Annotated in this window: 27 protein-coding genes; 18 read left to right on the top strand and 9 right to left on the bottom strand. The window is 55.7% G+C overall.

Annotated elements, in window-relative coordinates:
• Positions 1 to 96: 96 nt before the first annotated feature.
• The gene (trpS, locus tag AC6HVW_RS08180) at positions 97 to 1,104 is read left to right on the top strand and encodes a tryptophan--tRNA ligase (protein ID WP_071683229.1); all 1,008 of its coding nucleotides are present in this window, start codon (positions 97 to 99) and stop codon (positions 1,102 to 1,104) included.
• A gap of 36 nt (positions 1,105 to 1,140) precedes the next feature.
• On the opposite strand, the gene AC6HVW_RS08185 is transcribed toward trpS, so the two are convergent.
• Both AC6HVW_RS08185 and AC6HVW_RS08190 read right to left on the bottom strand, forming a co-directional pair.
• Positions 1,141 to 2,370, bottom strand: coding sequence for an MFS transporter (locus AC6HVW_RS08185; RefSeq protein ID WP_371822123.1), 1,230 nt, complete (start codon positions 2,368 to 2,370; stop codon positions 1,141 to 1,143).
• Between the two features lie 339 nt (positions 2,371 to 2,709).
• The gene (locus AC6HVW_RS08190; protein ID WP_071683230.1) at positions 2,710 to 3,615 is read right to left on the bottom strand and encodes a GntR family transcriptional regulator; all 906 of its coding nucleotides are present in this window, start codon (positions 3,613 to 3,615) and stop codon (positions 2,710 to 2,712) included.
• 149 nt (positions 3,616 to 3,764) lie between these two features.
• Here AC6HVW_RS08190 and AC6HVW_RS08195 point away from each other — a divergent pair, with 149 nt between their 5' ends.
• The 8 genes from AC6HVW_RS08195 (at position 3,765) to AC6HVW_RS08230 (ending at position 12,148) form a co-directional block, all read left to right on the top strand.
• Complete coding sequence (locus AC6HVW_RS08195) at positions 3,765 to 4,790, top strand: zinc-binding alcohol dehydrogenase family protein (RefSeq protein WP_071683231.1); 1,026 nt, start codon at positions 3,765 to 3,767, stop codon at positions 4,788 to 4,790.
• A gap of 70 nt (positions 4,791 to 4,860) precedes the next feature.
• Complete coding sequence (locus tag AC6HVW_RS08200; protein WP_071683232.1) at positions 4,861 to 6,318, top strand: tagaturonate reductase; 1,458 nt, start codon at positions 4,861 to 4,863, stop codon at positions 6,316 to 6,318.
• A 144-nt stretch (positions 6,319 to 6,462) separates the two neighbouring features.
• Positions 6,463 to 7,296, top strand: a complete 834-nt coding sequence (gene phnC / locus AC6HVW_RS08205) for a phosphonate ABC transporter ATP-binding protein (protein WP_021805168.1) — start codon at positions 6,463 to 6,465, stop codon at positions 7,294 to 7,296.
• Positions 7,297 to 7,333: 37 nt separating this feature from the next.
• Positions 7,334 to 8,266: a phosphonate ABC transporter substrate-binding protein gene (gene phnD, locus AC6HVW_RS08210; protein WP_071683233.1), complete on the top strand. Its 933-nt coding sequence runs from the start codon at positions 7,334 to 7,336 to the stop codon at positions 8,264 to 8,266.
• 461 nt (positions 8,267 to 8,727) lie between these two features.
• Entirely contained in the window at positions 8,728 to 9,591 is an 864-nt protein-coding gene (phnE, locus tag AC6HVW_RS08215) for a phosphonate ABC transporter, permease protein PhnE (protein WP_071683234.1), read from the top strand.
• Positions 9,591 to 10,478, top strand: coding sequence for a phosphonate ABC transporter, permease protein PhnE (gene phnE, locus AC6HVW_RS08220; RefSeq protein WP_071683235.1), 888 nt, complete (start codon positions 9,591 to 9,593; stop codon positions 10,476 to 10,478). Before phnE (AC6HVW_RS08215) ends, phnE (AC6HVW_RS08220) begins: the two co-directional genes overlap by 1 nt.
• 130 nt (positions 10,479 to 10,608) lie before the next feature.
• A complete protein-coding gene (locus tag AC6HVW_RS08225; RefSeq protein ID WP_021180467.1) occupies positions 10,609 to 11,073 on the top strand; it encodes a YehS family protein in 465 nt (154 codons plus the stop codon).
• A gap of 136 nt (positions 11,074 to 11,209) precedes the next feature.
• Complete coding sequence (locus tag AC6HVW_RS08230; RefSeq protein WP_071683236.1) at positions 11,210 to 12,148, top strand: cation diffusion facilitator family transporter; 939 nt, start codon at positions 11,210 to 11,212, stop codon at positions 12,146 to 12,148.
• Here the strand turns inward: AC6HVW_RS08230 and AC6HVW_RS08235 are convergent.
• Entirely contained in the window at positions 12,143 to 12,655 is a 513-nt protein-coding gene (locus AC6HVW_RS08235) for a GNAT family N-acetyltransferase (RefSeq protein ID WP_081367097.1), read from the bottom strand. The genes AC6HVW_RS08230 and AC6HVW_RS08235 overlap by 6 nt on opposite strands.
• 13 nt (positions 12,656 to 12,668) lie before the next feature.
• Positions 12,669 to 13,529 carry a 3-mercaptopyruvate sulfurtransferase gene (sseA, locus tag AC6HVW_RS08240; protein ID WP_071683238.1) on the bottom strand — a complete coding sequence of 287 codons (861 nt, stop codon included), beginning with the start codon at positions 13,527 to 13,529 and terminating at the stop codon, positions 12,669 to 12,671.
• A 94-nt stretch (positions 13,530 to 13,623) separates the two neighbouring features.
• Here sseA and AC6HVW_RS08245 point away from each other — a divergent pair, with 94 nt between their 5' ends.
• Positions 13,624 to 14,046, top strand: coding sequence for an NUDIX hydrolase (locus tag AC6HVW_RS08245; RefSeq protein ID WP_497569328.1), 423 nt, complete (start codon positions 13,624 to 13,626; stop codon positions 14,044 to 14,046).
• Here the strand turns inward: AC6HVW_RS08245 and AC6HVW_RS08250 are convergent.
• Entirely contained in the window at positions 14,017 to 14,529 is a 513-nt protein-coding gene (locus AC6HVW_RS08250) for a 2-thiouracil desulfurase family protein (RefSeq protein ID WP_071683240.1), read from the bottom strand. The genes AC6HVW_RS08245 and AC6HVW_RS08250 overlap by 30 nt on opposite strands.
• A 256-nt stretch (positions 14,530 to 14,785) precedes the next feature.
• Here AC6HVW_RS08250 and AC6HVW_RS08255 point away from each other — a divergent pair, with 256 nt between their 5' ends.
• A complete protein-coding gene (locus AC6HVW_RS08255; protein WP_071683241.1) occupies positions 14,786 to 15,916 on the top strand; it encodes a Gfo/Idh/MocA family protein in 1,131 nt (376 codons plus the stop codon).
• An 87-nt stretch (positions 15,917 to 16,003) separates the two neighbouring features.
• On the opposite strand, the gene AC6HVW_RS08260 is transcribed toward AC6HVW_RS08255, so the two are convergent.
• The 3 genes from AC6HVW_RS08260 to AC6HVW_RS08270 form a co-directional block, all read right to left on the bottom strand.
• Entirely contained in the window at positions 16,004 to 17,875 is a 1,872-nt protein-coding gene (locus AC6HVW_RS08260; protein ID WP_497569329.1) for an amidohydrolase, read from the bottom strand.
• 11 nt (positions 17,876 to 17,886) lie between these two features.
• Positions 17,887 to 18,432, bottom strand: coding sequence for an antibiotic biosynthesis monooxygenase (locus AC6HVW_RS08265; RefSeq protein ID WP_059200241.1), 546 nt, complete (start codon positions 18,430 to 18,432; stop codon positions 17,887 to 17,889).
• Between the two features lie 75 nt (positions 18,433 to 18,507).
• Positions 18,508 to 19,152: a hydrolase gene (locus tag AC6HVW_RS08270; RefSeq protein WP_071683243.1), complete on the bottom strand. Its 645-nt coding sequence runs from the start codon at positions 19,150 to 19,152 to the stop codon at positions 18,508 to 18,510.
• A gap of 139 nt (positions 19,153 to 19,291) precedes the next feature.
• Between AC6HVW_RS08270 and AC6HVW_RS08275 the strand changes: the two genes are divergently transcribed.
• From AC6HVW_RS08275 to AC6HVW_RS08305, 7 genes are all read left to right on the top strand, one after another.
• Complete coding sequence (locus AC6HVW_RS08275; protein ID WP_071683244.1) at positions 19,292 to 20,185, top strand: LysR substrate-binding domain-containing protein; 894 nt, start codon at positions 19,292 to 19,294, stop codon at positions 20,183 to 20,185.
• 178 nt (positions 20,186 to 20,363) lie between these two features.
• Positions 20,364 to 21,395: a fatty acid desaturase gene (locus tag AC6HVW_RS08280; protein ID WP_071683245.1), complete on the top strand. Its 1,032-nt coding sequence runs from the start codon at positions 20,364 to 20,366 to the stop codon at positions 21,393 to 21,395.
• A gap of 29 nt (positions 21,396 to 21,424) precedes the next feature.
• Positions 21,425 to 22,354 (top strand): glycine betaine ABC transporter substrate-binding protein OsmF, encoded by a 930-nt coding sequence (gene osmF / locus AC6HVW_RS08285; RefSeq protein WP_497569330.1) that lies wholly within the window; start codon positions 21,425 to 21,427, stop codon positions 22,352 to 22,354.
• A 100-nt stretch (positions 22,355 to 22,454) separates the two neighbouring features.
• Positions 22,455 to 23,609 (top strand): ABC transporter permease, encoded by a 1,155-nt coding sequence (locus AC6HVW_RS08290; protein ID WP_175415649.1) that lies wholly within the window; start codon positions 22,455 to 22,457, stop codon positions 23,607 to 23,609.
• Entirely contained in the window at positions 23,606 to 24,541 is a 936-nt protein-coding gene (locus AC6HVW_RS08295; protein WP_021805151.1) for an ABC transporter ATP-binding protein, read from the top strand. Before AC6HVW_RS08290 ends, AC6HVW_RS08295 begins: the two co-directional genes overlap by 4 nt.
• Complete coding sequence (locus AC6HVW_RS08300) at positions 24,538 to 25,308, top strand: ABC transporter permease (RefSeq protein ID WP_059200245.1); 771 nt, start codon at positions 24,538 to 24,540, stop codon at positions 25,306 to 25,308. The genes AC6HVW_RS08295 and AC6HVW_RS08300 overlap by 4 nt, the downstream gene beginning before the upstream one ends.
• A 5-nt stretch (positions 25,309 to 25,313) precedes the next feature.
• Entirely contained in the window at positions 25,314 to 26,096 is a 783-nt protein-coding gene (locus AC6HVW_RS08305; protein ID WP_137751136.1) for a phosphate/phosphite/phosphonate ABC transporter substrate-binding protein, read from the top strand.
• A gap of 6 nt (positions 26,097 to 26,102) precedes the next feature.
• On the opposite strand, the gene AC6HVW_RS08310 is transcribed toward AC6HVW_RS08305, so the two are convergent.
• Positions 26,103 to 26,279, bottom strand: a complete 177-nt coding sequence (locus AC6HVW_RS08310; protein WP_175415610.1) for a YohO family small membrane protein — start codon at positions 26,277 to 26,279, stop codon at positions 26,103 to 26,105.
• Between the last annotated feature and the right edge of the window lie 167 nt (positions 26,280 to 26,446).

The raw sequence follows: 26,446 nt of genomic DNA on the forward strand, positions 1-26,446 counted from the left end.
GGCACGGGTATTCATCCCTCTTTTTTAATGCCGCCGGTTTTGGCGGCATTTTTATAGCGTTGATCCGGCGGTCTGTTTACTTCCAGGAGCAAGGCTATGAGTTACACCATTCTGACTGGCGATCGCGCCACCGGTTCACTGCATTTGGGTCATTACGTCGGTTCACTGCGCCAACGTGTTGAGCTACAGCATCATCATCAGCAAACGGTGATGGTGGCCGATCTGCAAGGGCTGACCGATAACGGTAGCAATCCGCAAAAAATCAGTGCCAACGTGCTAAACGTGGTGGCTGATTATCTGGCGGTGGGGATCGATCCTGTCAAGACCACGCTGTGTCTGCAATCGGCGCTTCCGGCGCTGGCAGAACTGACGATGTATTACCTGAATCTGGTCACCGTTGCCCGCCTGGAACGTAATCCCACGGTGAAAAGCGAAATCATCGAGAAAGACTTTACACGCAGCCTGCCTGCCGGATTCCTGATTTACCCGGTTAGCCAGGCGGCGGATATCACCGCGTTTGGGGCGACTCACGTGCCAGTCGGCGAAGATCAGTTGCCGATGCTGGAGCAAACCAACGAGATTGTCCGGCGCTTTAACCGTATCGTCGATCGCGAGGTGCTGGTGGAGTGCCAGCCGTTGCTGAGCCTCGTAGGAAGGCTGCCGGGGCTGGACGGGCAGGGCAAGATGTCGAAATCACGCGGCAATACCATCATGCTGGGGGCCAGCGCTGACGAAGTGCACAAGGCGGTAATGAGCATGTTTACCGATCCCAACCACCTGAACGTCAGCGATCCCGGCCAGGTGGAAGGCAATATGGTGTTCACCTATCTGGACGCGTTTTGCGAGGATGCGGCGCTGGTGGCACAGCTGAAGGATCACTATCGTCAGGGTGGGTTAGGTGACGTGAAGATTAAACGGCTGCTGGAGGATTGCCTGCAAACGCTGCTGGAGCCTATCCGCACCCGGCGGGCAGAGTACAGCGCCGACAAGGGTGAGCTGATGCGCATTCTGAAAGAGGGCAGCCAGAGGGCCAACCAGGTGACCCAGGGCACCTTGGCACAGGTCAAGTCTGCTCTGGGTCTGGATTTTTTTGCCTTGGATTGAGTATCCCTCTCCGATTGGAGAGGGGAAGTCTGACGATCAGGCTGCGCTGTCGGTGATCGGGTGTTTGACGATAAACACGTAAGACAGCGCCCCGATCAGGGTAACGCAGGAACAAATGGTCAGTGCCAGGCTGAATGAATTAGTGGTATCCAGGATCCAGCCGGTGATCACCGGGGCAAACGAAGCGAACACAAAGCTGGCAAAGTTTTGAATGCTGCCCACCGAGGCGGTCATACGGGACGTGACCGCCACGTGGATCAGCCCCCAGCAGGAGGTACCGGCAAAGTGGATACAGAACAGCGCCATACTGATTAATGCCACCGCGCTGGAGGTGGTGGTGGCCTGTGCCACAACGGAGGTAAAACCAGCGGAAAGCAGCATACCGGCGACGATACAGATTTTACGGCTCTTGAGCGGAGCCATGCCCCGGCGCACCAGGAAGTCGGTGACAAAGCCGTTTGACAGCATGCCCGCCGCACCAAACAGGAACGGGATTGCCGCCAACATACCGGTACTTTTCAAATCCAGATGGTAGGTGGTCTGCAGGTAGCCCGGCAGCCAGGCCAGATACAGCCAGGCGGTGTAGTTGATGCCGCTAAAGCCGATCATCATCCCCCACATGGTGCGGTTCTTGAACAGCGAACGCCATTCCTTGAAGTTCATCGGTTCACGGCGCGCGCTGACGCTACCGGCGTTGAGATAGCTTTGCTCCTGCTCGGTGAGTTTGATGTCTTCACGGTTGCGATACAGCATGTACCAGCCAATGGACAAGGCAATGCCCAGTAAACCAATGGTGATGAACATCCCGCGCCAGCCTAACACTAGCATCATGGCGGTGAGGATCGGTGGGCTGATGGCTAACCCGATGGTGGAGGCCGAGTTAAAGATCCCCATCGGCATGCCGCGATCTTTGATGTTGAACCAATCGTTGATGACTTTCACGCCGCAAGGGTTCATTGGCGCTTCGCCGATCCCCAGGCCGATACGCACCCAGATAAATTGGGTAAAGTTGTGGATCATGCCCGACATTGTCTGGAACGCAGACCAGATAAACATCCCCAGACCCAGCATGATACGCGGGCCTTTGCGATCCAGCAGCGGTCCACAGGGTAATTGAGCAATCCCATAGGCCAGAGAAAAGGCGGAAAGTAGTAGGCCGATCTCGGTGCCGCTCAGCCCCATTTCTTCACGAATGGTGGAGTTGGCAACGGACAGAGAACTGCGATCGAGAAAATTAATCACGGCAGCAAAAAATAACAGGATCATTGCCGTCGTCTGGATTTTTTTAATTCTTGCGGAGCGCTCCGCTATGCCGCCTTTGGGTATAGGATTAATGCTATCTGAATAACTGTCCGCAGGTTCTTTCCCAGTGCTCACGGTGGTTATCTTTTCCATCACTCGCCTCTATATTCCGTATTAATAATAATTATTCTTCCGGGGCATGGCCCAGGTTCGGTGTTAACAACGGTATGTCTTTCGGCATTGAGCCTAGGCGGCGAAAATGTCTCATGGTGCTTTTTTTAACCGGTTCCGTGCGGCGGTTACGATTTTGCTGTTTTTAATCGGTTTTAAATCCCGTTTATATCGGTTTTTTATCAATAAAAATCAGCAGGCATCCTGTTTGATGGAACGGATCATCGACTGTTTGGCAGTATCAAGATGGCGGTGCAGCTCACGGGCGGCCTCCTGATCGCTGCGGCAGATCAGGGCGCTTAAAATGGCCATATGCTCTTCAATTGCAATAATATTTCTTTGCTTCAGGTCGGTTTCATCCCATTGATAATGAAAGTGAAAAATCACCGATATGATTTCCAGCGACTGATTGAAAAACGGATTGTTGGCGGCCGACAGGATCAGGGTATGGAAGTCACGATCCAGCTGAGAGAACAGCCGATAATTGTCGCTGATGGTGTCGCGCAACTCGCGATGGCGGTTCAACAACTCCTTGGCCTGCAACCAGCGGCTATCCTGTGCGGGCAGGTTGATAAAGCGTGACAGCGCGTGGGTTTCCAGCATTTGCCGTAGCTCAAATAGTTGCTCGGCATAGTTCAAATCAAACTTTTTCATGCTCCATTGGCCGCGGCGCACGTTGTCGATAAGGTCAAAGCGGCTGAAGCGCAGCAGGAATTCCCGCACCACTACCGGGCTGACGTTAACCGTGCGTGAAAGCTGCAATTCGGTGAATGAATCCCCCGCGCGCAGCTGTTTTTGGTTAATCATCTGATAGAACGCTTTTTCAAACAGCTTGCCTTGCTCGTCCAGCGAATGGCTCATGCATTCAAAACCGTCTTCCGCCAGCGGCATGCGCACAATCACATAATCATCATTGACCTTCTCCAGAACCCCACGTTGATGAAGGTGCGTAAGCATGTGGCGTACCGTGGTGCGGCTGATGTTATACATTTCTGCCAGCCCCGCCTGGGAAGGCAGCGGTGAGCGGATATGACCCTTGATGATGCCGTCGATCATCTGATTAACCACGTTCTGGCGGAGGTTTTGCGTTCTGCTCATGAGATCCCTCTGTGGGTTTAGATGTTTTTTAAGTATTTAAAACCCATTTAAACCGGTTTAATTTGTGCTGACTCACAAATTCTCCACATCAGCTCAATACGCCTGTTCTTTTTGCGGGATAACAGCTCCACATCACAGGAGGAGGGATCATGACCACAATGAATACGCTAGTTTGTCTGGAGCCGACCCGGCTGGTTTACCAACAGAGGCCGGTGCCACAACCTGCGCCAGATGAGGCAGTGCTGAAAATACTGACGGTAGGCATTTGCGGTACCGATATCCACGCCTGGTCTGGTCAGCAACCGTTCTTCAGCTACCCGCGGGTGCTGGGGCATGAAATATGCGGCGAGATTGTCAGCGTCGGTAGCCAGGTTAGTGAATTGCGCGTCGGGCAGCGTGTGGCGGTGATCCCTTATGTCTCCTGTCATCACTGCGGAGCATGCACCAGCGGCAGGCCCAATTGCTGTGAAAATATCTCGGTGATTGGCGTGCATCAAGACGGCGGTTTTAGCGAGTTTTTAAGCGTGCCGGTGAGCAACCTGCTGGCCGTGGATGATGTGGAGCCCCAAGCGGCGGCGCTGATTGAACCATTCTCTATCAGTGCCCATGCTGTACGCCGAGCGGCCATCGAACAGGGCGATCATCTGTTGGTGGTAGGCGCTGGGCCGATTGGCCTGGGAGTCGCGGCTATCGCCAAGGCGGACGGGGCAACCGTGATCGTGGCTGATACCAGCGCAGAGCGCCGGAACCATGTGGAAAACATGCTTGGGCTGACCACGTTAGATCCGTCAGACGCCGGTTTTGATGCTGCTTTAAGAGCCCAATTCTCCGGCATGCTGGCGGCAAAAATCATTGATGCCACCGGCAATCAGCATGCGATGAACCATAGCGTCAACCTGATCCGCCATGGTGGCAGCATTACCTTTGTCGGCCTGTTCAAAGGCGATCTGCAGTTCTCCGATCCGGAATTCCATAAAAAGGAAACCACCATGATGGGGAGCCGCAATGCGACCAAAGAAGACTTTATCAAAGTTGGGCGCTTAATGGCTGCAGGAAAAATAACGGCCGGGATGATGCTTTCCCATCAATTTGAATTTGCCACGCTGGCAGATATTTATGAAGCGGAAGTGATTAATAATAAACAGCTGATTAAAGGCGTGATTCATTTTAACTAACTCGATTACTCCACAGGTCTTGCCGATATTATTTTACGGCCTGGGGGATCACCGGATGCAAGGAGCAATAATGAAACAACTCAATCGCAGTGAATTTCCTGGCGCGCAGTATCCCGATCGCATTATCCAATTCGGTGAAGGTAATTTCCTGCGCGCCTTTGTCGATTGGCAAATCGATCTGCTAAACCAGCATACCGGGCTGAATGCCGGCGTGGTGGTGGTGCGGCCAATTGACAGCCAGCAGCCGCCTTCGCTCAATACTCAGGATGGCTTGTACACCACCATTATCCGTGGGCTGAACGAGCAGGGGGAAGCGGTTTGCGAGCCGCGCCTGATCCGCTCGGTCAACCGGGAAATCAACGTTTACCACCAGTACGATAGCTATCTGGCCTTGGCACGGGATCCGGCGATCCGCTTCGTGTTCTCCAACACCACCGAAGCGGGGATCAGTTATTTACCAGACGATAAGTTTACCGACGCTCCGGCGGCCAGTTTCCCGGCCAAGCTGACGCGGCTGCTGTTTGAGCGTTTCAGCCATTTTGACGGTGCCAAAGACAAGGGCTGGGTGCTGTTGCCGTGTGAGCTGATCGATTACAACGGCGAAGCGCTGAAAGAGTACGTATTGCGCTATGCGCAGCAATGGCAGTTACCGCAGGCGTTCACCGATTGGCTGAACGATTGCAACACCTTCTGTTCAACGCTGGTCGATCGTATCGTCACTGGCTACCCGCGCGATGAAGTAGAACAGTGGCAACAGCAGTTGGGGTATCAAGATAGCTTCCTCGACACGGCGGAACATTTCTATCTGTTTGTGATCCAGGGCCCGCAGTGGCTGGCGCAAGAGCTGCATCTGGATAAGTTGGATCTGAATGTCCACATCGTCGATGACATTAAACCTTATAAAGAGCGCAAGGTAGCGATCCTTAACGGGGCACATACGGCGCTGGTGCCGGTGGCGTTCCTGGCCGGTTTGAATACCGTGGGCGAGGCCATGAGCGACGAGCAGATCGGCGGCTATGTGGCACGCACCATTGCCGAAGAGATTATGCCGGTGCTCGATCTGCCGCAGGAAGAGTTACGGCCATTTGCCGAAGCGGTACAGAACCGTTTCCGTAACCCGTTTATTCAGCACCAGCTGCTGTCGATTGCGCTGAACGGCATGACCAAATTCCGCACGCGTATTTTGCCGCAACTGCTGGCAGGCCAACAGAAAAATGCCGCGCTGCCGAAACGGTTGACCTTTGCTTTGGCGGCGTTGCTGGCCTTTTATCGTGGCGAACGACAGGCGGGTAGCTATGCGTTGCAGGATGATGCCCATTGGCTGATGCGGTTTGAAACCCTGTGGGCTGCGGTTCAGCACCGGGATATGACGCTCGCGGCGTTGGTAGAAAACGTGCTGGCGGATGAGGCGCACTGGGGACAAAATCTCAACGCCGTTCCTGGGCTGACTGTTGCCGTGACCACCGATCTGCAAGCTATTCTTGACCAAGGGATGCGTGCGGCATTGAGCGAAATAGAACGCCGATAAACCTCCCCCTTTTATATTAATCCTGCCAATCACGGGAAATGGCGTTGAACGTCATTTCCCGGCCATAAAACCATCATCTGCGTGTCATACAGTTATTCGTTAATAGGTGCCCATAAGATTAGCCACTGAAATCAGAGAAATCATATGGCGCAGGCACTGTTAAAACTGGCACCGACCGACTATCCAGGGCAGCAACCAATCCCTCTACGCAAGGTATTGGCGGTAAAAGGCCTGGGTAAGGCTTACCAATCTCAGCAACGCGTCCTCGACGACATCAATTTTGATCTGCACGCCGGGGAGTTTGTGGCGGTGATTGGCCGCTCCGGGGCCGGTAAATCTACCCTGCTGCATACGCTTAACGGCACCATCCCTTCCAGCTGCGGCGAGATGCTGCATTTTGAGGACGATGGGGTGGCACAGGATATCGCACAACTCTCGGCCCGCCAGATGCGCCAGTGGCGCGCCCGCTGCGGCATGATCTTCCAGGATTTTTGCCTGGTTCCCCGGTTGGATGTGATCACCAACGTGCTGCTTGGCCGCCTCAGCCACACCTCGACGCTGAAATCCTTCTTCAAAGTGTTCGACGATGCTGACCGTGCGCGGGCTATCGAGCTGCTGCAATGGCTGAATATGTTGCCGCATGCGCTGCAACGTGCCGAGAACCTGTCCGGCGGCCAAATGCAGCGTGTCGCCATCTGCCGTGCGCTGATGCAAAACCCTAAAATTCTGCTGGCCGATGAGCCGGTCGCCTCTCTCGATCCGAAAAACACCCGCCGCATTATGGATGCGCTACAGAAAGTCAGCGAGAACGATATCGCGGTGATGGTGAACCTGCACTCGGTCGAACTGGTGAGGGAATACTGCACCCGGGTGATTGGTATCGCCCAGGGCAAAATCATTTTCGACGGCCACCCGTCGCAGCTTAACGAACGTATTTTGCAGCAGCTGTATGGCGAAGAAGCCAATCAGATCCATTAATCACTTGAACGTCACCTTTACACACAGGGCATGCGCAATGAAAAAAGTATTCACACTGACCACCATGATGGCCGGCGTAATGATGGTATTTAATGCAGGTGCAGCGGATGCGCCGAAAGAGTTGAACCTGGGGATCCTGGGTGGGCAGAACGCCACCCAACAGATTGGCGATAACCAGTGTGTGAAAGATTTTCTCGATAAAGAGCTGAACGTTGACACCAAGCTGCGTAACTCTTCCGACTACTCTGGCGTGATCCAGGGCCTGCTCGGGGGCAAGATCGATCTGGTGTTGAGCATGTCGCCTTCGTCGTTTGCTTCTGTGTATATCAAGGATCCCAAAGCGGTCGATCTGGTGGGGATCGCGGTGGATGATACCGATCAGTCACGCGGATATCACTCAGTGGTGGTGGTGAAAGCCGACAGCCCTTACAAAAAGCTGGAAGACCTGAAAGGGAAATCCTTCGGCTTTGCGGATCCGGATTCGACCTCCGGTTTCCTGGTGCCAAACCAGGTGTTCAAGAAGCTGTTTGGCGGCACGCCGGATAATAAATACAACAACTTCTTCTCCAGCGTCACCTTCTCCGGTGGCCATGAGCAGGACGTGCTTGGCGTGTTGAACGGCCAGTTTGAAGGTGCGGTCACCTGGGCCTCGATGATCGGCGATTACAACACCGGCTATACCAGCGGAGCCTTCAACCGGATGATCCGTATGGATCATCCGGATTTGATGAAGCAGATCCGCATTATCTGGCAGTCGCCGCTGATCCCGAATGGCCCGATCCTGGTGAGCAACTCCCTGCCTGCGGATTTCAAAGCCAAGGTGGTTACCGCCATCAAGAAGCTGGATACCGACAACCATCAGTGCTTTATCAAGGCGATGGGCGGCAAGCAGCACATTGGTGACGTCAAGCTGGCGGAATACCAGACCATTATCGATATGAAGCGTGAGCTGACCAAGGGCGATCGCTGAGGCGACTTCGTTCCCGACCCCTCACCCTAACCCTCTCCCAAAGGGAGAGGGGACAGACCGAGTCGCTAATTATGTACCCTGGACGTGCTACAGATTGGCTTCATATCCTTGCCCATAACACCGATCTAGCTCCCTCTCCCTGTGGGAGGGTTGGGGTGAGGGGAATGGCATATCTGAACCTGCTCCTTCAACTTCTAATCGAGTTGCGTGGGAAAGGGCCAAAGATCGAGCTCTGTTCCTGATTACAGCACCGAGCTAGCTCCCTCTCCCTGTGGGAGGGTTGGGGTGAGGGGAATGGCATATCTGAACCTGTTCCTTCAACTTCTAATCGAGTTGCGTGGGAAAGGGCCAAAGATCGAGCTCTGTTCCTGATTACAGCACCGAGCTAGCCCCCTCTCCCTGTGGGAGAGGGTTGGGGTGAGGGGACAATACTCTCCACTACAAGAAGATGGAAAGCGATTTTGAATACCGACTTTGCACACTACTACCAACGGATCCGCAGTAAGCAGAAGCGTGAAACCTTGCTCTGGTCGCTCGGGCTGGTAGCGCTTTATCTTGGCGCAGGCAATATTGCCGAGTTCAACCTGCATACCGTCTGGGTGTCGATCCCCCATTTCTTTGACTATCTGGCAGAAACCATCCCGGTACTGCACTGGCCGCTGCTGTTCGCCGACGGCCATACCGAAGGCTCCTTCGCCTATTGGGGCTACCGGTTGCATATCCAATTACCGCTGATTTGGGAAACCTTACAGCTGGCGCTGGCGGCCACCATCCTCTCCGTGCTGGTGGCGGGCGGGCTGGCCTTTCTGGCGGCCAATAATACCCACAGCCCGGCGACGCTGCGCTTTGCCATTCGTACGCTGGTGGCGTTCTTGCGCACCATGCCGGAGCTGGCCTGGGCGGTGATGTTTGTGATGGCGTTTGGCATCGGTGCCATTCCCGGTTTTATGGCGCTGGCGCTACACACCATCGGCAGCCTGACCAAGCTGTTTTATGAATCGATCGAAACCGCCTCCAATAAGCCGGTGCGCGGGCTGGCCGCCTGTGGGGCCACGCCGTTACAGCGCATGCGTTTCGGCTTGTGGCCGCAAGTCAAACCCATCTTCCTGTCCTACAGCTTTATGCGGCTGGAAATCAACTTCCGCCAGTCGACCATCCTCGGCCTGGTAGGGGCGGGCGGAATAGGTCAGGAACTGATGACCAATATCAAACTCGATCGTTACGATCAGGTCAGCATGACGCTGCTGCTGATTATCGTGGTGGTTTCGATGCTGGATTACGCCTCCGGTGAATTACGTAAACGCGTTGTCGAGGGGAAAGCCTAATGTCCGTTCAGCCGATCTCTGCCACCAACTTGCAGCAACTCAAGCAGCAAAACCCGGAAATCTTCTCACGCCAAGGGCGCTATCTGCGCACCCTCGGCATGATTACCGTGGCGATTGTGTTGTATTACGTCTTCTTCTTCCTGGTGTTTGGCATTTCCTGGCCGCAGTTTGCCAACGGTTGCCAACAGATTAGCCGCTACTTTATGCGTATGTTTGTCTGGCACGACTTTGCCAACTGGCCGTTTGGCTATTATTTCCAACAGATCTTTATCACCCTGGCGATCGTGTTTGCTGGCACCATTACGGCAACGCTGCTCGCTTTACCGCTGTCGTTTCTTGCCGCGCGCAACGTAATGTCCTCGCCTGTGCTACGGCCAATTGCGACGCTGGTACGCCGCCTGCTGGATATTCTGCGGGGCATCGATATGGCCATCTGGGGCCTGATTTTCGTGCGTGCCGTTGGTATGGGGCCGCTGGCCGGGGTGCTGGCTATAGTGATGCAGGATATCGGCCTGCTTGGCAAACTGTATGCCGAAGGCCACGAAGCGGTGGATAAATCCCCCAGCCGTGGGCTGACGGCGGTGGGTGCCAATGGGCTGCAAAAACACCGTTATGGCATTTTCACTCAATCCTTCCCGACCTTCCTGGCGCTGAGCCTGTACCAGATCGAGTCCAATACCCGTTCGGCGGCGGTGCTCGGTTTTGTCGGGGCAGGGGGGATCGGCCTGGTCTATGCCGAGAACATGCGGCTGTGGAACTGGGACGTGGTGATGTTTATCACCCTGATCCTGGTGGTGATCGTGATGCTGATGGACAAGATCTCTGCCATGCTGCGTAACAAATATATCGTTGGCGAAGAAATTCCGCTTTACCCGAAAAATCATTAACCTCTGCGGGTAAACCCTGGTTTACCCGTGGAAATTCCATTGAGAAACCCCCGCCGGATCCCTATACTGCCGCCATGCAAGGTGTGCAGCGCTGCACGCCTCTCCTGATTGACAAGCGAAAGGCTATTCCATGATTAACAATGATGTGCTGCGCAGCGTGCGCTACATGCTGGCTATTAATGACGCGAAGATGGTAGAGATCGTCAAGCTGGACGGTTTTGACGTCGATGTCGCAGCCATGGGGACCTACATGATCAAGGAAGGCGAGCCGGGTTTTGCCAACTGCCCCGACGAAGTGATGGCCCATTTCCTCAATGGCCTGGTGTTCTTCAAGCGTGGCAAAGACGATAAATTCCCGGCACCGGCGGTAGAGCTGCCGATCACCAACAACCTGGTGCTGAAAAAGCTGCGTGTGGCGTTTGAACTGAAAGATGTCGATCTGCACCAGATTTTTACCGCGGTGGAATTCCGTATCTCCAAACCTGAGCTGAGCGCGCTGTTCCGCAAAGAAGGCACCAAAAACTATCGCCCATGTGGCGATCAGATGCTGCGCTACTTCCTGAAAGGGCTGACCCAGCGCATACGCGGCGCATAATCCTGCGTATCACGACATCAGGCGTCCTCATCGAGGGCGCTTTTTTTTTGTGCCCCCTGCATTTGTCGATCATACTCAGTATGATGCCGCCTGGCGGTAAAACATGCCCGAACTTTCCGACTGAAATAAGGGAATTATGACGACAGCACCCACCACGTTGCCACCGGTGTTAACCAGCACGGCAATAGAACAAAAAATACTGCGCAGGTCGATCTTCTGCACGTTGTTTATCGCCAGTGCCGGGATCGTGTTTGGTATTGTCTGCGGTTCCATGTCGATCGTGTTTGATGGCATGTTCTCGGCGTTGGACGCGGGCATGTGTTCATTATCCCTGCTGGTGTCCCGCCTGTTGGGGCAACCCCATAGCCGCCGTTTTCAGTATGGGTTCTGGCATGTCGAACCGCTGGTGCTGGCATTTAATGGCAGTTTACTGACGTTGCTGTGTCTGTATGCCTTTGTGAACGCTGTCAAAGGCATTGCCGACGGAGGGCGCGAACTCGAGTTGGGCTGGGCGATTGTCTATGCCGTTACCGTCAGCCTTTTCTGCTTTACCCTCTACGTTAAGCAAACCCGGCTGAATAAGCAGGTTAAATCGGAACTGATCGCGCTGGATAACAAAAGCTGGCTGATGTCGGCCTGCATCAGTTCGGCGTTATTGGTGGCTTTTATTCTTTCCTGGCTAATGGAAGGAACCCGTTATGAATACCTCAACGTCTATGCCGACCCTGTCGCGCTGGCACTGTTGACGCTGGTCTTGATCCCGGTGCCGATCAAAACGGTAAAATCTGCCATTCAGGAAGTGCTGCAGATGACGCCGGACAGCCTGGATGCCAAGGTGGAATCCATCATGGCGCAGCTGACGCTGGAGTATGGCTTTCTGGATTATTCCAATTACGCCACCCGCGTTGGCCGTGGGCTGTTTATTGAGATCCACATCGTGATCCCGCCAGAGATGGAACACAGCGGCGTACACAAGCTGGATAAAATCCGTGACCAGATAGCCGACGCTATTGGTGAAGATAGCCCGCACCGCTGGCTGACTATCTCCTTTACCCATAACGCCAAGTGGCTATAGGTTTTTCGCCATCACCCACATGGCCACGGACTGGCTGACGCTGGTATAGCTCTCCTCACCCACGATCGTCATGCCTTGCCGCTGATAAAAGCGTTGGCCAGCCACGTTGCTTTTCAGCACGTCCAGCCACAGGATGGGTTGCCCTCTCTCAACGGCTCGTCGCTGTACTTCGGCAAATAGCCGTTCCCCATAGCCGCGTCCGGCAAACTGCGGCAGGAAATAAATCTTCTGCAGCTCGGCCCCGAGGGTTGCGGTCGTTGCATGCAGGCTGTCGAAATTAAGCTTGGCAAAACCTACCGGCGTCTCCCCCTCATAGGCAAGCAGCCAGCAGGTATCGCGGTCTTGCAATGAGGGCTCCAACGCCTGTTCGGCAAAATCCTTGCTCAGAAACGCCTGCAACTCCTGCTGGTTTTGCCAAAGTTCAGCAAAGTGAGCGAGGTAGCTGGCAATCCCGATTTCCCGCACGGTCGCTAAATCAGCGGGCAACGCTTGACGGATCCTGAACACGATAGCCTCTCTGTTAGTGACCAGTTGACTCATCTTGGGCGATCGGCTGCTTGCCGCTCAGCGCACCCCATTCGCTCCAGGCACCGTCATAGAGTTTCACCTGCTTGGCGCCCAGTGATTGCAGGCCAAAGGCCAGCACCGCGGCGGTGACGCCAGAACCACAGCTGACGATGGTGGGCGCGTCGATATCGACCCCTTTTTCATCGAAGGTTTTTTTCAGCGCCTCGAGTGATTTGAAACGTCCGTTCTCCAGCAGATCGCCATACGGAATATTGATGCTGCCCGGAATATGGCCACGGTGCAGGCCTGGGCGCGGTTCCGGGGCTTGGGCATAGAAACGCGGTGCGGCTCGGGCGTCGAGGATCTGCAACTGGTCGTTCATCGCTTGTTCCACCTGCTGCATATCCACCACCGCTTCGGCATTAAAGTGCGCGCGGAAGGTGGCAGGAGTAGGCTGCGCGGGGCCGGTTTCCAAGGCGTTACCGCGTGATGTCCAACCCTGCAAACCTTCATCAAGCACGAATACGTTCTGCGCGCCGAAATTACGGAACGTCCACCAACCGCGTGGGGCAGAGAACTGATTGCCTCCATCATAGAAAACAATGGTCTGCTGGTCATTGATGCCCAGTTTACCTACGGCAGCGGCAAAGGCTTCTGCCGTGGGCAGCATATGGGGCAGCGTCGTATTTTTATCCGCGACGTCGTCAATATCGAAATACACCGCACCGGGTATATGGCCCCGCTCAAATTCGGCCAACATGTCTTGCTTCGGCACCTGGCCGACAGGCGCCATACGCACGTCAACCAGCGTCAGATTCTCATCGTTGATATGTTGCTCAAGCCATTGCGCGGTCACTAAAAAAGCAGAGTTCATGATTATTGTTCGCCTGTCAGGACAAAGAAGGTTTTCACTATACCTCAACGATCTTGCATATTGGTATGCTGCGGTTTGAAAGGGGGCAGGGCAGATGATTGACCAAGACTTTGGCGGGGCGAAAATCGCCTTGCTCTACGGCGGCCAGGTGCTGGTTTACCTGCGCGATGACAACCCGGCAATCCCCTGGCCCGGCTGCTGGGACTTGCCCGGCGGCGGACGTGAAGGGGACGAAACCCCGGTGCAATGTGTGCAACGGGAAACCGAGGAGGAGTTCGGTATTCTATTGCCCGCACTGCAAATTGTCTGGCAGCAGCGTTACGCCGGGATCACGCCTGGTTCGCCGCCCACCTGGTTTATGGTGGGGGAAATCACCCTCGCACAGATTGCGGCGATCCGCTTCGGTAATGAGGGGCAGCGCTGGCAAATGATGCCTGCGGATGAATTTGTGCGGCACCCGCAGGGCATTGCCCATCTGCGTCAGCGGCTAGCGCATCGCCTGGCCCAGCTCGACTAGCCGGACACGCTCGATCAACGCGTCGACCTGATGCTCGGAAAATACTTCGATGCCATGTTGGCGTAGCAGCTCAGCGGTGACGCCGCTGCCAGGTTGAGTTTGGCCGTTGAATGCGCCGTTGTAGATGGTCTGGCTCCCGCAGGAAGGGCTGCGATCGCTCAGCAGGGCAAAGCGGCAGCCATGCACGCGAGCGGTATCCAGCGCCAGATGGGCACCCAACAGATACTGGTCGGTAACGTCGTTCCCTTGCGCGTCGATCACTCTGGCCCGGTTGGCTATCACTTCAGCGCCATTAGCTGCGGCCGCAATCTCTGCTGGTGGGCGCGGCGTAGAGAAACCTGCGGCCAATTCGGGGCAGCACACCACTAATCGTCCCTCCTTTTGCCACTGTTGTAAGGTGGTATCGATAACGGTTTTGCTGGAGGCGTTATAACGGACGTTGAAACCGGCCAGGCAGGCACTGAGCAAGATTTTCGGCGGCATGAGGAGTCTTCTGTTGAGGGGGCGAAAGTGTGGCATCAAGGCCACACGCTCGGCTTTATGATAGCAGCGTGGTTTAGCTTAATGCCAGCCGTACCTTCCCACTATTTTGCTAACCCTGTGTTCTTTATCCACCGCGTTTTATGAGGGCAGTCACGGATCCGTGGCAAAGTTGATTATCGGCTTGTTAATGAAATTTAAATTTCATATAACTAAATAATGATTTTTATTTTCCAAAAAATAGGCAAGGGAGAAAACGATGAAACAGGTGCGCGTTGGATTGATCGGTACCGGCTATATTGGCCGCTGTCATGCTATCGCCTATGCACAGGCTGGCACGGTGTTCCCGCTGAAAGGGGAGTTGGTGTTGGAGATGTTGGCGGAGGTCACACCCGAGCTGGCAGCTCAGCGTGCGGCGGAGTTTGGCTTCGTTCGTTCAACCGGTGACTGGCGCGAACTGGTGGCCGACCCTGCAATCGACGTGGTGGATATCTGTGCCCCGAACTTCCTGCATAAAGAGATGGCCCTGGCGGCAATTGCAGAGGGCAAGCATGTTTATTCCGAGAAGCCGCTGGCGCTGAATGCGCAAGACGCCGCCGAGATGGTGCAGGCCGCGCGCGCCAAAGGGGTCAAAACCCTGGTTGGGTTCAACTATATGAAAAACCCAACCAGCCAGCTGGCGCGGGAAATCATCGCCAACGGTGAAATTGGCGAGGTGGTGCATTTTTACGGTACGCATAATGAAGATTATCTGGCCGACCCGCGTACGCCGATCGACTGGCACTGCCGCAAAGCCACCGCTGGGTTGGGGGCGTTGGGCGATCTGGCGGCGCATATCGTGAACATGGCGCATTATCTGGTGGGGGATATCGTCGCGGTATCGGGCGATATGCAAACCCTGATCAAACAGCGGCCCGATCCGCACAACCCGGCCAAGATGTGCCAAGTTGAAAACGAAGATCAGGCCAGCGCGCTGGTGCGCTTTGCCAATGGCGCGATGGGCACCATAGAAACCTCACGCATTGCCTGCGGGCGCAAAATGGGTCTGACCTATGTGGTCACCGGCACCAAGGGCACCCTGAGTTTCACTCAGGAACGCATGGCCGAACTGAAACTGTATCGTCATGACGAACCGGCGGAGCGGCAGGGCTTCAAAACCATCATGGTAGGGCCGAAACACCCGGATTACGCTGCGTTTTGTATCAGCGCCGGGCATGGCATCGGCTTTAACGATCAGAAAACGGTGGAGATCCGCGATCTGGTCAATGGTATTGCCGCGGGTGATCGGATGTGGCCAGATTTTGAGGAAGGCTGGAAGGTATCCTGCGTGCTGGATGCGATTGCCGCCTCTGCCGAACAGCGCCGCTGGCTGGATATCAATCGCGATTGACTCTGTTACCGGGAGACGGCTAGCGGTGCTGTCCCGTAGGGCCTTGCTTGCTGCACCCACTAGGCAACATGCAAGGCCCTTGAACGATTAAAACGCAAAGCAAGAACAGCCGAATGCGCCCCAGAAGGCATTCTCGTTGGCGATGGGAATGCTGGAACGGCGGGCAATGTCATGCTGGTGAGCATGAACGCCACAAGGGCCGCAACACTGGTGTGCCTGGCTTAATGCACCCACCTTGCCGGTGGTTGCGGGCGGTGCTGAGCGATAATGCCCCGATACGTTGACCACCGGTGACCACTCAGGCAATATCGGTAACGGCGGCGGAGAGAGCGGCGAGAAACTGCCCGCAGCATAGACAACTTTGCCATCCACCACGGTCATGACCGACTCAATTCCCTTGATCTGCTCCTCCGGTACGCTGAAGTAATCCTGTGACAGCACGGCTATATCCGCCAGCTGTCCCACCTTGATCTGGCCCTTTTTGCCTTGTTCGGTAGAGAACCAGGCACTGCCCTGTGTCCAAAGCATCAATGCCGTTTCACGATCCAGACGAGCCTGGTCGTCATACATTGCCATACCGCCGACCGTGCGGCCAGAAACCAGCCAGTACAGCGCTGTCCAAGGGTTGTAACTGGCGACGCGGGTGGCGTCGGTGCCTAATCCAACCGGCAACTCTGCCGCCAGCATTTTAGCTACCGGAGGCGTCTGTTTGGTCGCTTCGATGCCATAGCGCTCGGCAAAGTATTCCCCTTGAAACGCCATGCGGTGCTGTACGGCAATGCCGCCGCCGAGGGCTTTCACCCGCTCGATATTACGCTCTGAGATGGTTTCTGCATGGTCAAAAATCCAGTGCAGACTGGCAAAGGGGATCTCGCGGTTAACCTTCTCAAACACGTTCAGCATCCGGCTGATGGATTCATCGTAAGTGGCATGCAGACGGAACGGCCAGCGGTGTTCCACCAGATGGCGCACCACGCGTTCCAGCTCATCCTCAGTACCTTCAGGCAAATCCGGGCGAGGTTGCAGGAAGTCTTCGAAGTCGGCCGCCGAGAACACCAGCATTTCACCCGCGCCGTTATGGCGGTAAAAGTCCGTTCCCTGGCCGGGTTTGAGCATATCCGTCCACAGCTGGAACTCCTCCAACTCCTGCTTTGGCCGTTGGGTAAACAGGTTGTAGGCGATACGCAGGGTCAACTGTTGTTTATCGTGCAGTTCCGCGATGACCTGATAGTCCTCGGGATAGTTCTGGAAACCGCCGCCTGCGTCAATCGCGCTGGTCAGGCCCAGGCGGTTGAGTTCGCGCATAAACTGGCGGGTGGAGTTTACCTGTTGTTCCAGCGGCAGCTTCGGCCCCTTGGCCAAGGTTGCGTAGAGGATCATGGCATTGGGCTTGGCGATTAACATCCCGGTTGGGTTGCCGTTACCGTCGCGTTGGATTTCGCCCCCTGGCGGGTTTGGCGTATCTTTGGTGTAGCCCACCACTTTCAGCGCAGCACGGTTAAGCAGGGCGCGATCGTACAGATGCAAAATAAATACCGGCGTGTCTGGGGCGGCGGCGTTGATTTCATCCAGCGTAGGCATACGGCGCTCGGCGAATTGGAACTCGGTCCAACCGCCAACCACTCTGACCCATTGTGGGCTGGGCGTACGCAGCGTCTGTTCCTTGAGCATACGTAAGGCGTCGGCGAGCGAAGGCAGGCCTTCCCAGCGTAGCTCCAGGTTGTAATTCAAACCACCCCGGATAAGGTGCAGGTGTGAATCATTCAGGCCGGGTACCGCCGTATGGCCGTGTAGGTCGATGATCTGGGTTTCCGGCCCGGCGTATTGCATGACGTCGCTCTCACTACCGACGGCCAGAAACTTACCGTCCTTGATCGCCACGGCCTGAGCGGTGGGATTTTCGCGATCGACGGTATGGAATTTACCGTTGCTGATGATCAATGATGCGGTGTGACTCATAACGTTTTCCTTTAATGGCGGGTGAGCCATTGGTGAAACAGACGGGTAACCAACGGCATCCACAGGAAGACCACCAGGGCGACAACGCTGGCATCATTGAGCAAGTGCCCGGCTAGTGTGCCGCTCAGTCCCGGCAGTAACTTGCCCCAAAACCAGGGCACCAGATTGGTCGAAGGGAAGATCACCAGCAGGGTGATTAAAAACTGTTTCCATTTGGCCGGTGGCCGCACGTTGGCGCTGGCAGGTGTGAACCAGAACTCGGCTCCGGGGCGGATCTCAATACGATCGCTCCCCAGCAGCAGTGGTGTGACTTCTTCGATATATTTCAGACGCTGCGGCGAGTGGATCCAGCGGTATAAATTGTCCAGATTATCGAAGCGTACCAGCACCGTATAAGCCTGTTCACTGCCGGAGGGGCGAATGACGTTAACGCCTAGGTGGCCGTCAAACCGGGCGGCATCGGGCATGATGCGTTTTAACCAGGCTTCATAGGCTGGTTCCTGGCCGGGTGCCAGATGGTGAGTGATCACCAGCGTAACGTGTTGCTGATGGGACATGGATCCAACTCCTGAAAAATCCCGGCACATGGCCGGGAGGGTATTGCGGTCAGTCAAGGGGAGCCCTGCGCGGTTTTACTTGCCGTTGCGAGCCGGAGCGTGATGCACCAGAGTGTAAGCATAGTCAACGCCCATCCCGTAGGCACCGCTGTGTTCACGTACCAGATCCATCACCGCATCGTAGGTTTCCTTGCGTGCCCAATCGCGTTGGAACTCGAGCAGCACCTGTTGCCAGGTCACCGGAACAGCTCCAGCCTGCACCATGCGATCGATAGCGCGCTCATGAGCATCCACCGAGGTGCCGCCAGAAGTGTCTGTAACCACATAAACCTCATATCCGGCTTCCAGTGCCATCAATGCCGGGAAGGTCAGGCAGACCTCGGTCCACAGGGCGGAGATCACCAGTTTTTTTCGGCCAGTGGCCTCCACGGCTTTAACGAATGCTGCATCTTCCCAGGAATTCATTGAAGTACGTTCAATAGGGGTGAGTTCTGGATGCACCGCCAGCAATTCCGGCCAGATATAGCCGCTGAAACTTTCGCTTTCGACCGAGGTAAAAATAGTGGGAACATTAAAGATGCTGCCGGCTTTGGCCAGCGCTACCACGTTGTTTTTCAGCTGTTGGCGATCGATATTGGCCACGCCAAAAGCCATTTGCGGTTGATGATCGATAAAGATGAGTGCGGAATTTTTCGGATCAAGCAGTTGAAACTTAGACATAATGTACCTTCCAATTGTATTACCGTGAATAAGACGGATGCGCTGTATCAATGGAATGAATGGTAGGTAGGTGCCGTTTTCAAAGATAGCGTAGAATTTTTACCTTCTTGTTAAGTTTTTTTATCTATGGGAGAAAGGGGTGAGACTAAACCTGGAAGCGCTATTGATCCTGGACGCACTGGATCGTCATGGGTCATTTGCTGCAGCGGCTGCCGCGCTGTTTAAAACGCCTTCTGCCCTGAGCTACATGGTGCAGAAACTGGAGAGCGATCTGGCGATCACGCTGCTCGATCGATCCGGCCACCGGGCCAAGTTCACCGCTACCGGCAAGCTGATGCTGGAAAAGGGGCGGATATTGCTACGCGCTGCGCAAGATCTGGAGCAGCAGGCGCGCTATGTGGAAAGTGGCTGGGAGAGTGATCTCACCCTGGCGGTAGATGCATCGTTCCCTTTTGCCAGGCTGCTACCGCTGATTGATGAGTTTTACCGTAATCACCACCACACCCGGCTGCGTTTCAGCCACGAAGTGCTGGCTGGCTCCTGGGAGGCGCTGATACACGGCTGTGCCGATATTATCATCGGTGCGATTTGTGAGCCGCCTTTGCGCGCGGGCTATGCTTTTAGCCCGCTAGGGCAGTTGGAGTATGTGTTTGCCGTCGCCCCGCACCATCCATTGGCAGCCCAGCCGGAACCGTTGCAGAAAAGCAGCATCCGCCAGCATCGCGCAGTGGTGGTTCATGACTCGTCGCGGGTGAATTCGCCGCAAAGTCTGCACGTGCTGGATGAGCAGGATCAACTGACGGTATTCAGTTTTGAGGCCAAATTGCAGGCGCAGCTGGCCGGGTTGGGCTGTGGCTATCTGCCTCATTATCTGGCAGAACCTTATCTGAAAACCGGCCAGTTGGTCGCGAAAAGCGTGGAGGCAGAGCGCGATAGCGACACCGCCTACTTCGGCTGGCGAGAAAGTGCCAGCGGGCTGGCCAGCCTCTGGTGGCGTGAGCGGTTGCAAGCTTATGCCGTGACGGGGGAATGACTCTGAAGGTTGGCAAGGCAGGGTAGGTTAACGCATAGCCTGTTGTTGCCCGCCAGGGTTGTCATCCACGCAGCTAACGTCATGATGCTGATTTTTAACTTTGCTTTACCACTTTTGTTATTTTGAGCGCCGATCCGCATCGCTGATACTGAGAAAAATAGCCTCAGCGAGCCGGAAAATGCCCTCAGCCAAACCCCATAGTCACTATCTGCATGGCGAACAACGAGTCTGGATCCAACAACTTAACCGGCAATGGATCTGGCGGTTGGAGCTGCCGACCTGGGGCATTATGCTGCTGGTTTACAGTAGTTGGTTCGGCGTGGTGCATTACTGGCAGCAGCTCGGCCCCTGGCTGGGCGCACCGTTGCTGACGTTGGCGACTACCTGGTATCTCTCGTTGCAGCATGAGCTGATCCATGGCCATCCCACTCGCTGGCCACGGCTCAACCAACTGTTCGGCCTGCTTCCCCTGGCGGTGTGGTATCCCTACGGGCTGTACCGCGACAGCCATATTCAGCATCATCACGACGATCATCTGACCCAACCTGCCGAAGATCCGGAAAGTTACTATTTCAGCCGGGCGCAGTGGCAACGGTTTCCTGTTTTGCTGCCTCTGTTGGCGAAGGTGCGTAACACCCTGGTTGGGCGGGCCATGCTTGGCCCGGCATGGGATATTGCCTTTACGCTGGCGAATGCCCTGAAAGCGATACTGGCCGGAGATCTGCGGACCTTGTCGATGTGGCTGGTACACGGCGCACTGTTGGTGACTCTGCTTGCCTGGCTGCAAACACAGGGCATTTCTGCCACCTTTTATCTGATGGTGGTGAGCTATCCGGCGCTGGGGTTGACCAAGATCCGTTCGTTTTATGAGCATCGTGCGGTGGACGCTCCGCAGGCACGTTCTATTATTAATGAGGCCTCTTGGCCTTGGCGACTGCTGTTTCTCAATCTGAACTATCATTTAGTGCATCATGATTTACCCGGTTTGCCTTGGTATGGGCTGCGAAAAGTCTATCTGGCAGAGCAGCAGGCCTACCGGCAACGCAGCCAGGGGTTTGTGGTGCAGGGCTATGGCAACTGGTTTGTCGATCATGCCGTGACGCCGATTGCCGTTGAAGTACACCCGTTTGAACAGGAGAGAGTCGAGAAGCAGCATGTGATAGGCTGGACCCATACCGCGCAGGATTTTCCAATCGATCTGGCGAAATAGCCGGAAAGCATCATCAAAGAGGATAAAGCATGGCTATTACCCCATTACGCGCACGTTTTTTGGCATTGGCTTTGACCGTTCTGGCGGGAGCCTGCGGTGTTGCACAGGCGGCCGATACGGTACGCGTGGGTTCTAAAATTGATACCGAAGGCTCGCTGCTTGGCAATATCATTGTGCAGGTGCTGGAAGCCAACGGCATCAAAACTACCAACAAACTGCAATTGGGCACCACCAAGGTATTACGTGGTGCCATCACTTCCGGCGAGATTGATATCTACCCGGAATACACCGGTAACGGTGCCTTCTTCTTCTCCGATGAAAAAGATCCGGCGTGGAAAAACGCTCAGGCCGGGTTCGAGAAGGTGAAAAAGCTCGACTATGACCAGAACAAGATCGTCTGGTTGGATGCCGCCCCGGCTAACAACACCTGGACGATCGCCGTTCGCCAGGACGTGGCGCAGGCCAACCATCTGAAAACTCTGGCAGATCTGGCCAAGTGGATCAACGACGGAGGTAAGTTCAAACTGGCGGCATCGGCAGAGTTTATCGAACGCCCGGACGCGCTACCGGCCTTCCAGAATGCTTATGGCTTCAAGCTTAATCAGGATCAGTTACTGTCACTGGCTGGCGGTGACACGGCGGTGACCATCAAGGCGGCGGCGGAACAAACCTCTGGGGTGAATGCGGCGATGGCGTATGGGACTGATGGCCCGGTGGCCGCGCTGGGCCTGCAAACGTTGGAAGACCCACAGGGCGTACAGCCAATTTACGCCCCGGCTCCGATTGTTCGTGAGGCAACGCTGCAACAGCACGCCAATATCGCCGAACTGCTCAAACCGGTATTCGCTATGCTCGACGGCCCAACCTTACAGCAGTTGAACGCGCAGATCGCCGTAGAAGGCCAGGATGCCAAACAGGTGGCGGTCAATTACCTGAAACAGAAAGGGTTGATTAAGTAACCTGGATCCCGCCGACCGGGCAGCGGTGAGCGACCCAGTCGGCAATATTACCGCCTGAAAGACCAAGGGGATACCCGGGTACCGGGGAGTGATTTTGATTATTGTCTTGAAAAACCGCGTATTACTGACTCTGTTTGTTTTGCTGCTGCTTGCGGCCTTTGGCCTGCCGTTCCTCAGTTATGCTCCTAATCGCCTACTGTCTGGCAAGAGTATCTCTCTGATTTCACTGTTGCATGGCCCCGCGCTGTGGCTGCTGCTGCCATTATTGGCGTTGGCCGTGCTCAGCCTGTTGACCCCCACGCGCAATCGGGCGTGGCTGACCGCCTGCGTTGCCGCTGTTCTATTGGCGATGATCTTTTGGTTGAGCGGCTATACCGCGCAGCAATTGGCATTGCAGGGCTCACCGCTGGCACGTACTTCCTGGAGCAGCGGTTGTGCGCTAATGGCAGCATTGAGTGGCCTGATCGCCGCAGATGCGATGATGCGGATCACCCCCTCGCACCTGTGGCGCATTCTGGGTAACGTCTTGGTGCTGCTACCTGCCGCGCTGCTGCTGTTTACCCATCAGTTGGACCAGCTTTCCCTGCTGAAGGAGTACCACAACCGGCAAGAGGTATTTGACGCTGCATTACTACAACATTTGACCATCTTGCTGGCTACCATGGTACCGGCTCTGCTGATTGGTGTGCCGTTGGGCGTGCTGTGTTTTCGTTCAACCCGCTGGCAGGGTCCCATCTTCTCCACGCTGAATATCATCCAGACCGTCCCTTCCATTGCGCTATTTGGCCTGTTGATCGCCCCGTTGGCCGGGCTGGCGGCGGCGCTACCTTGGCTGGCGAACTTAGGCATTAGCGGTATCGGCATGGCCCCGGCGATTGTGGCATTGGTGCTCTATGCCCTGTTGCCTCTGGTGCGCAGCGTGGTCGCCGGTTTGCAAAGCGTGCCCGCCAGCGTGATTGAGTCCGCCAGCGGCATGGGAATGACGCGCGGGCAGATTTTCTTTAGCGTACAGCTGCCACTGGCAATGCCACTTTTCCTGACCGGCGTGCGCATCCTGGCGGTACAAACCGTGGGAATGGCGGTGGTGGCAGCGCTGATTGGTGCCGGAGGTTTTGGCGCGATCGTGTTTCAAGGATTACTCAGCAGCGCGCTGGATCTGGTGTTGCTCGGGGTGATCCCGGTGATCGCCATGGCGGTGATCGTCGACTCGCTGTTTAAATTCATAATTTCAATGTTGGAAGTGACTGCCAGATGATTAACTTTGACCGGGTAAGCAAGATTTTTCAGGGGAAACCGGCGGTGGACGATCTCTCGTTGAGCATGGCGGAAGGGGAGTTTACCGTGCTGATCGGCACTTCCGGCTCAGGCAAATCCACCACGTTGAAGATGATCAACCGCCTGATCGAGCATGATAAAGGCAAGATCAGGTTCGCCGGTGAGGAGATCCATAAGTTCAAACCGCAGGATTTACGACGTCGAATGGGCTATGCCATCCAGTCGATCGGCCTGTTCCCCCATTGGACGGTAGAAGAGAATATCGCCACGGTGCCGCAGTTACTGAAGTGGCCAAGAGCACGGATCCGCGATCGGGTGACTGAGCTGATGGAGCTGCTGCAACTGGAGCCGGAGCTGTTCCGCCGACGCTATCCACATCAGCTTTCCGGCGGACAGCAACAGCGGGTTGGGGTGGCACGGGCGCTGGCCGCCGATCCTGAGGTGTTGCTGATGGACGAGCCCTTTGGTGCGCTCGATCCGGTGACCCGGGCCTCGTTGCAGGCTGAGATTGCCCGTATTCATCAACTTTCTGGCCGCACCATCGTACTGGTGACGCACGATATCGATGAGGCGCTGGGGTTGGCCGATCGGATCGTGCTGCTCGATCAGGGGCGAGTGGTGCAGCAGGGCACTCCGTTGGCGTTGCTGACCAACCCGGTGAATGATTTTGTGCGTGACTTCTTTGGCCGCAGCGATAGGGGGATCAAGCTGTTGGCGTTGGGCACGGTAGCCGAAAGGGTGCGGCCGGGTGAGGCGGAAGGGGAACCCATCCAGGCCATGATGAGCCTGCGTGAGGCGCTGTCGGTGTTTGTTGCCCGAGGCTGCGAACGTTTGCCGGTGGTTGACGAACAGGGGCAAGCGCTTGGCGTGTTGCATTTCAGCGATTTGATTACACACAAGGCGCTATCATGAATATCACGCGCTGGTGGCGCGATCCTCTACCGTGGACATTTGCTCTGCTAGTGGCGTTGGTCTTCGGCATGAACCATCTGCACGGCCTGTTTGCCGCTTGGTTCCCACAGTTGGAGCGGCCGGTGTATCAGCAGGACAGCTTCTTCTCGCTGGTTGTTGCGCACTTATCGCTGGTAGCCGTATCGAGCCTGATTGCGGTAATGATTGGCGTAACCGCTGGCATTGCGGTGACTCGCGGTGCCGGGAGGGAGTTTCGCTCATTGGTGGAGACCGTGGTTGCCGTTGGGCAGACTTTTCCACCGGTTGCGGTATTGGCGGTGGCGGTACCGGTAATGGGCTTTAGTGAGCAGCCAGCGATTATTGCGCTGGTGCTGTATGGTTTATTACCGATCCTGCAAGGCACCTTGACCGGGATAGAGTCGGTTCCGGCGGGCACGCGTGAAGTGGCTCAAGGGGTGGGGATGAGCCGCTGGCAAATTTTGTGGCGCGTTGAGCTGCCGTTGGCGGCACCGGTGATCGTCGCGGGGATCCGCACTTCGGTGATTATCAATATCGGCACGGCGGCCATAGCCTCAACGGTGGGCACCAAAACGCTGGGAACGCCGATCATTATTGGCCTGAGTGGCTTCAATACGGCGTATGTGATCCAGGGAGCGGTGGTAGTGGCGTTGTTGGCGATCATTACCGACATGCTGTTCGAACGCTGGGTACGCTACCTCACCGCCTGGCGCCAGCAACGGCTGACTGTCTCATCTTCTGCGGGGTAACTTCCATGGCGATAGTCTCTTTACCGATGTACGGCGTTAGCCACCAACAGGTGGAACCGTTCTGGCAGGCGCTACGCGATAAGCTGCGGCAACTGGGTATGGCGGAGGTTCCCCAGACGCTGAGTTGGCCGCAGGATTTGCCGCAACACTGGCAACGGCCGGATCTGCTACTTAGCCAGACCTGCGGTTATCCATTGGTGACGGTGTTACCACAGGTACAGCTGGTGGGGACTTACCATTACCGCGTGGAGGGGTGCAGCGGGGCGAACTACAGCAGTTGGCTGGTGGTGCGTGAGGATGAACCGGCTGACCGTCTGGAGGATTTCCGCGATCGCGTGGTGGCGTATAACAGCCAGGATTCACAGTCAGGGTATAACAGCCTGCGGGCCTTGATTGCACCGCTGGCGCAGGAAGGGCATTTTTTCCGTCAGGCGATCGCCTCTGGCAGCCACTATCGCTCACTAGAGATGATCCTGGAGGGGCAGGCGGATATTGCGGCCATCGACTGCATCAGCTTTGCCCTGTTGAAACGGGCACGGCCACAAGCCGTTGCTGGCCTGAAGATTATTGGCCGTACCGCTGCGGTACCGGGTTTGCCGTTGATCACGGCGGCCGGAACGCCAGACTCACAATTGGCAATCCTACGCACCGCGGCCAGTGCCATGGTCAACCATACGGCCAGTGAAAGCCTGCTGATCGGCGATTTTAGTCTGGTGCCGCGTACTGCTTATCAGCGGGTGGCCGAGCTTGAAAGGCTGGCGGCCAACGCTGGCGTCACGGCGTTATAAAGCGGGTTATTTCGCTTGGATAGTGGCCGTTGGGGCGCTATCGGCAGAGGCATCGTTGGTAGTTGTGGTCTCTTCTTGTGGCGTGGTGGAACGGGTGTACATATTCAGCCCGGCCAGAAACACGCCGCCCAGAGAGCCGAAGGCGCATAAGGCGATGACGATGAGGAACGCTTTTTTCCGCATAATGATGATTTCGCAGGTTGTCCAGAACAGCGGGAATTATAGCCCCTTCACCGGGTGAAACAACACTCGTTTAATTGGGGGTATGCGGGCTGCACCGATCCTCTCGTCTTTTTGGGCGGGATCTGGTTCGCAACTGATGTTCAAAGGTTTTGCGAGGCGGATTCAGA

It is taken from the genome of Serratia sp. NCCP-200 (genome assembly GCF_059697885.1).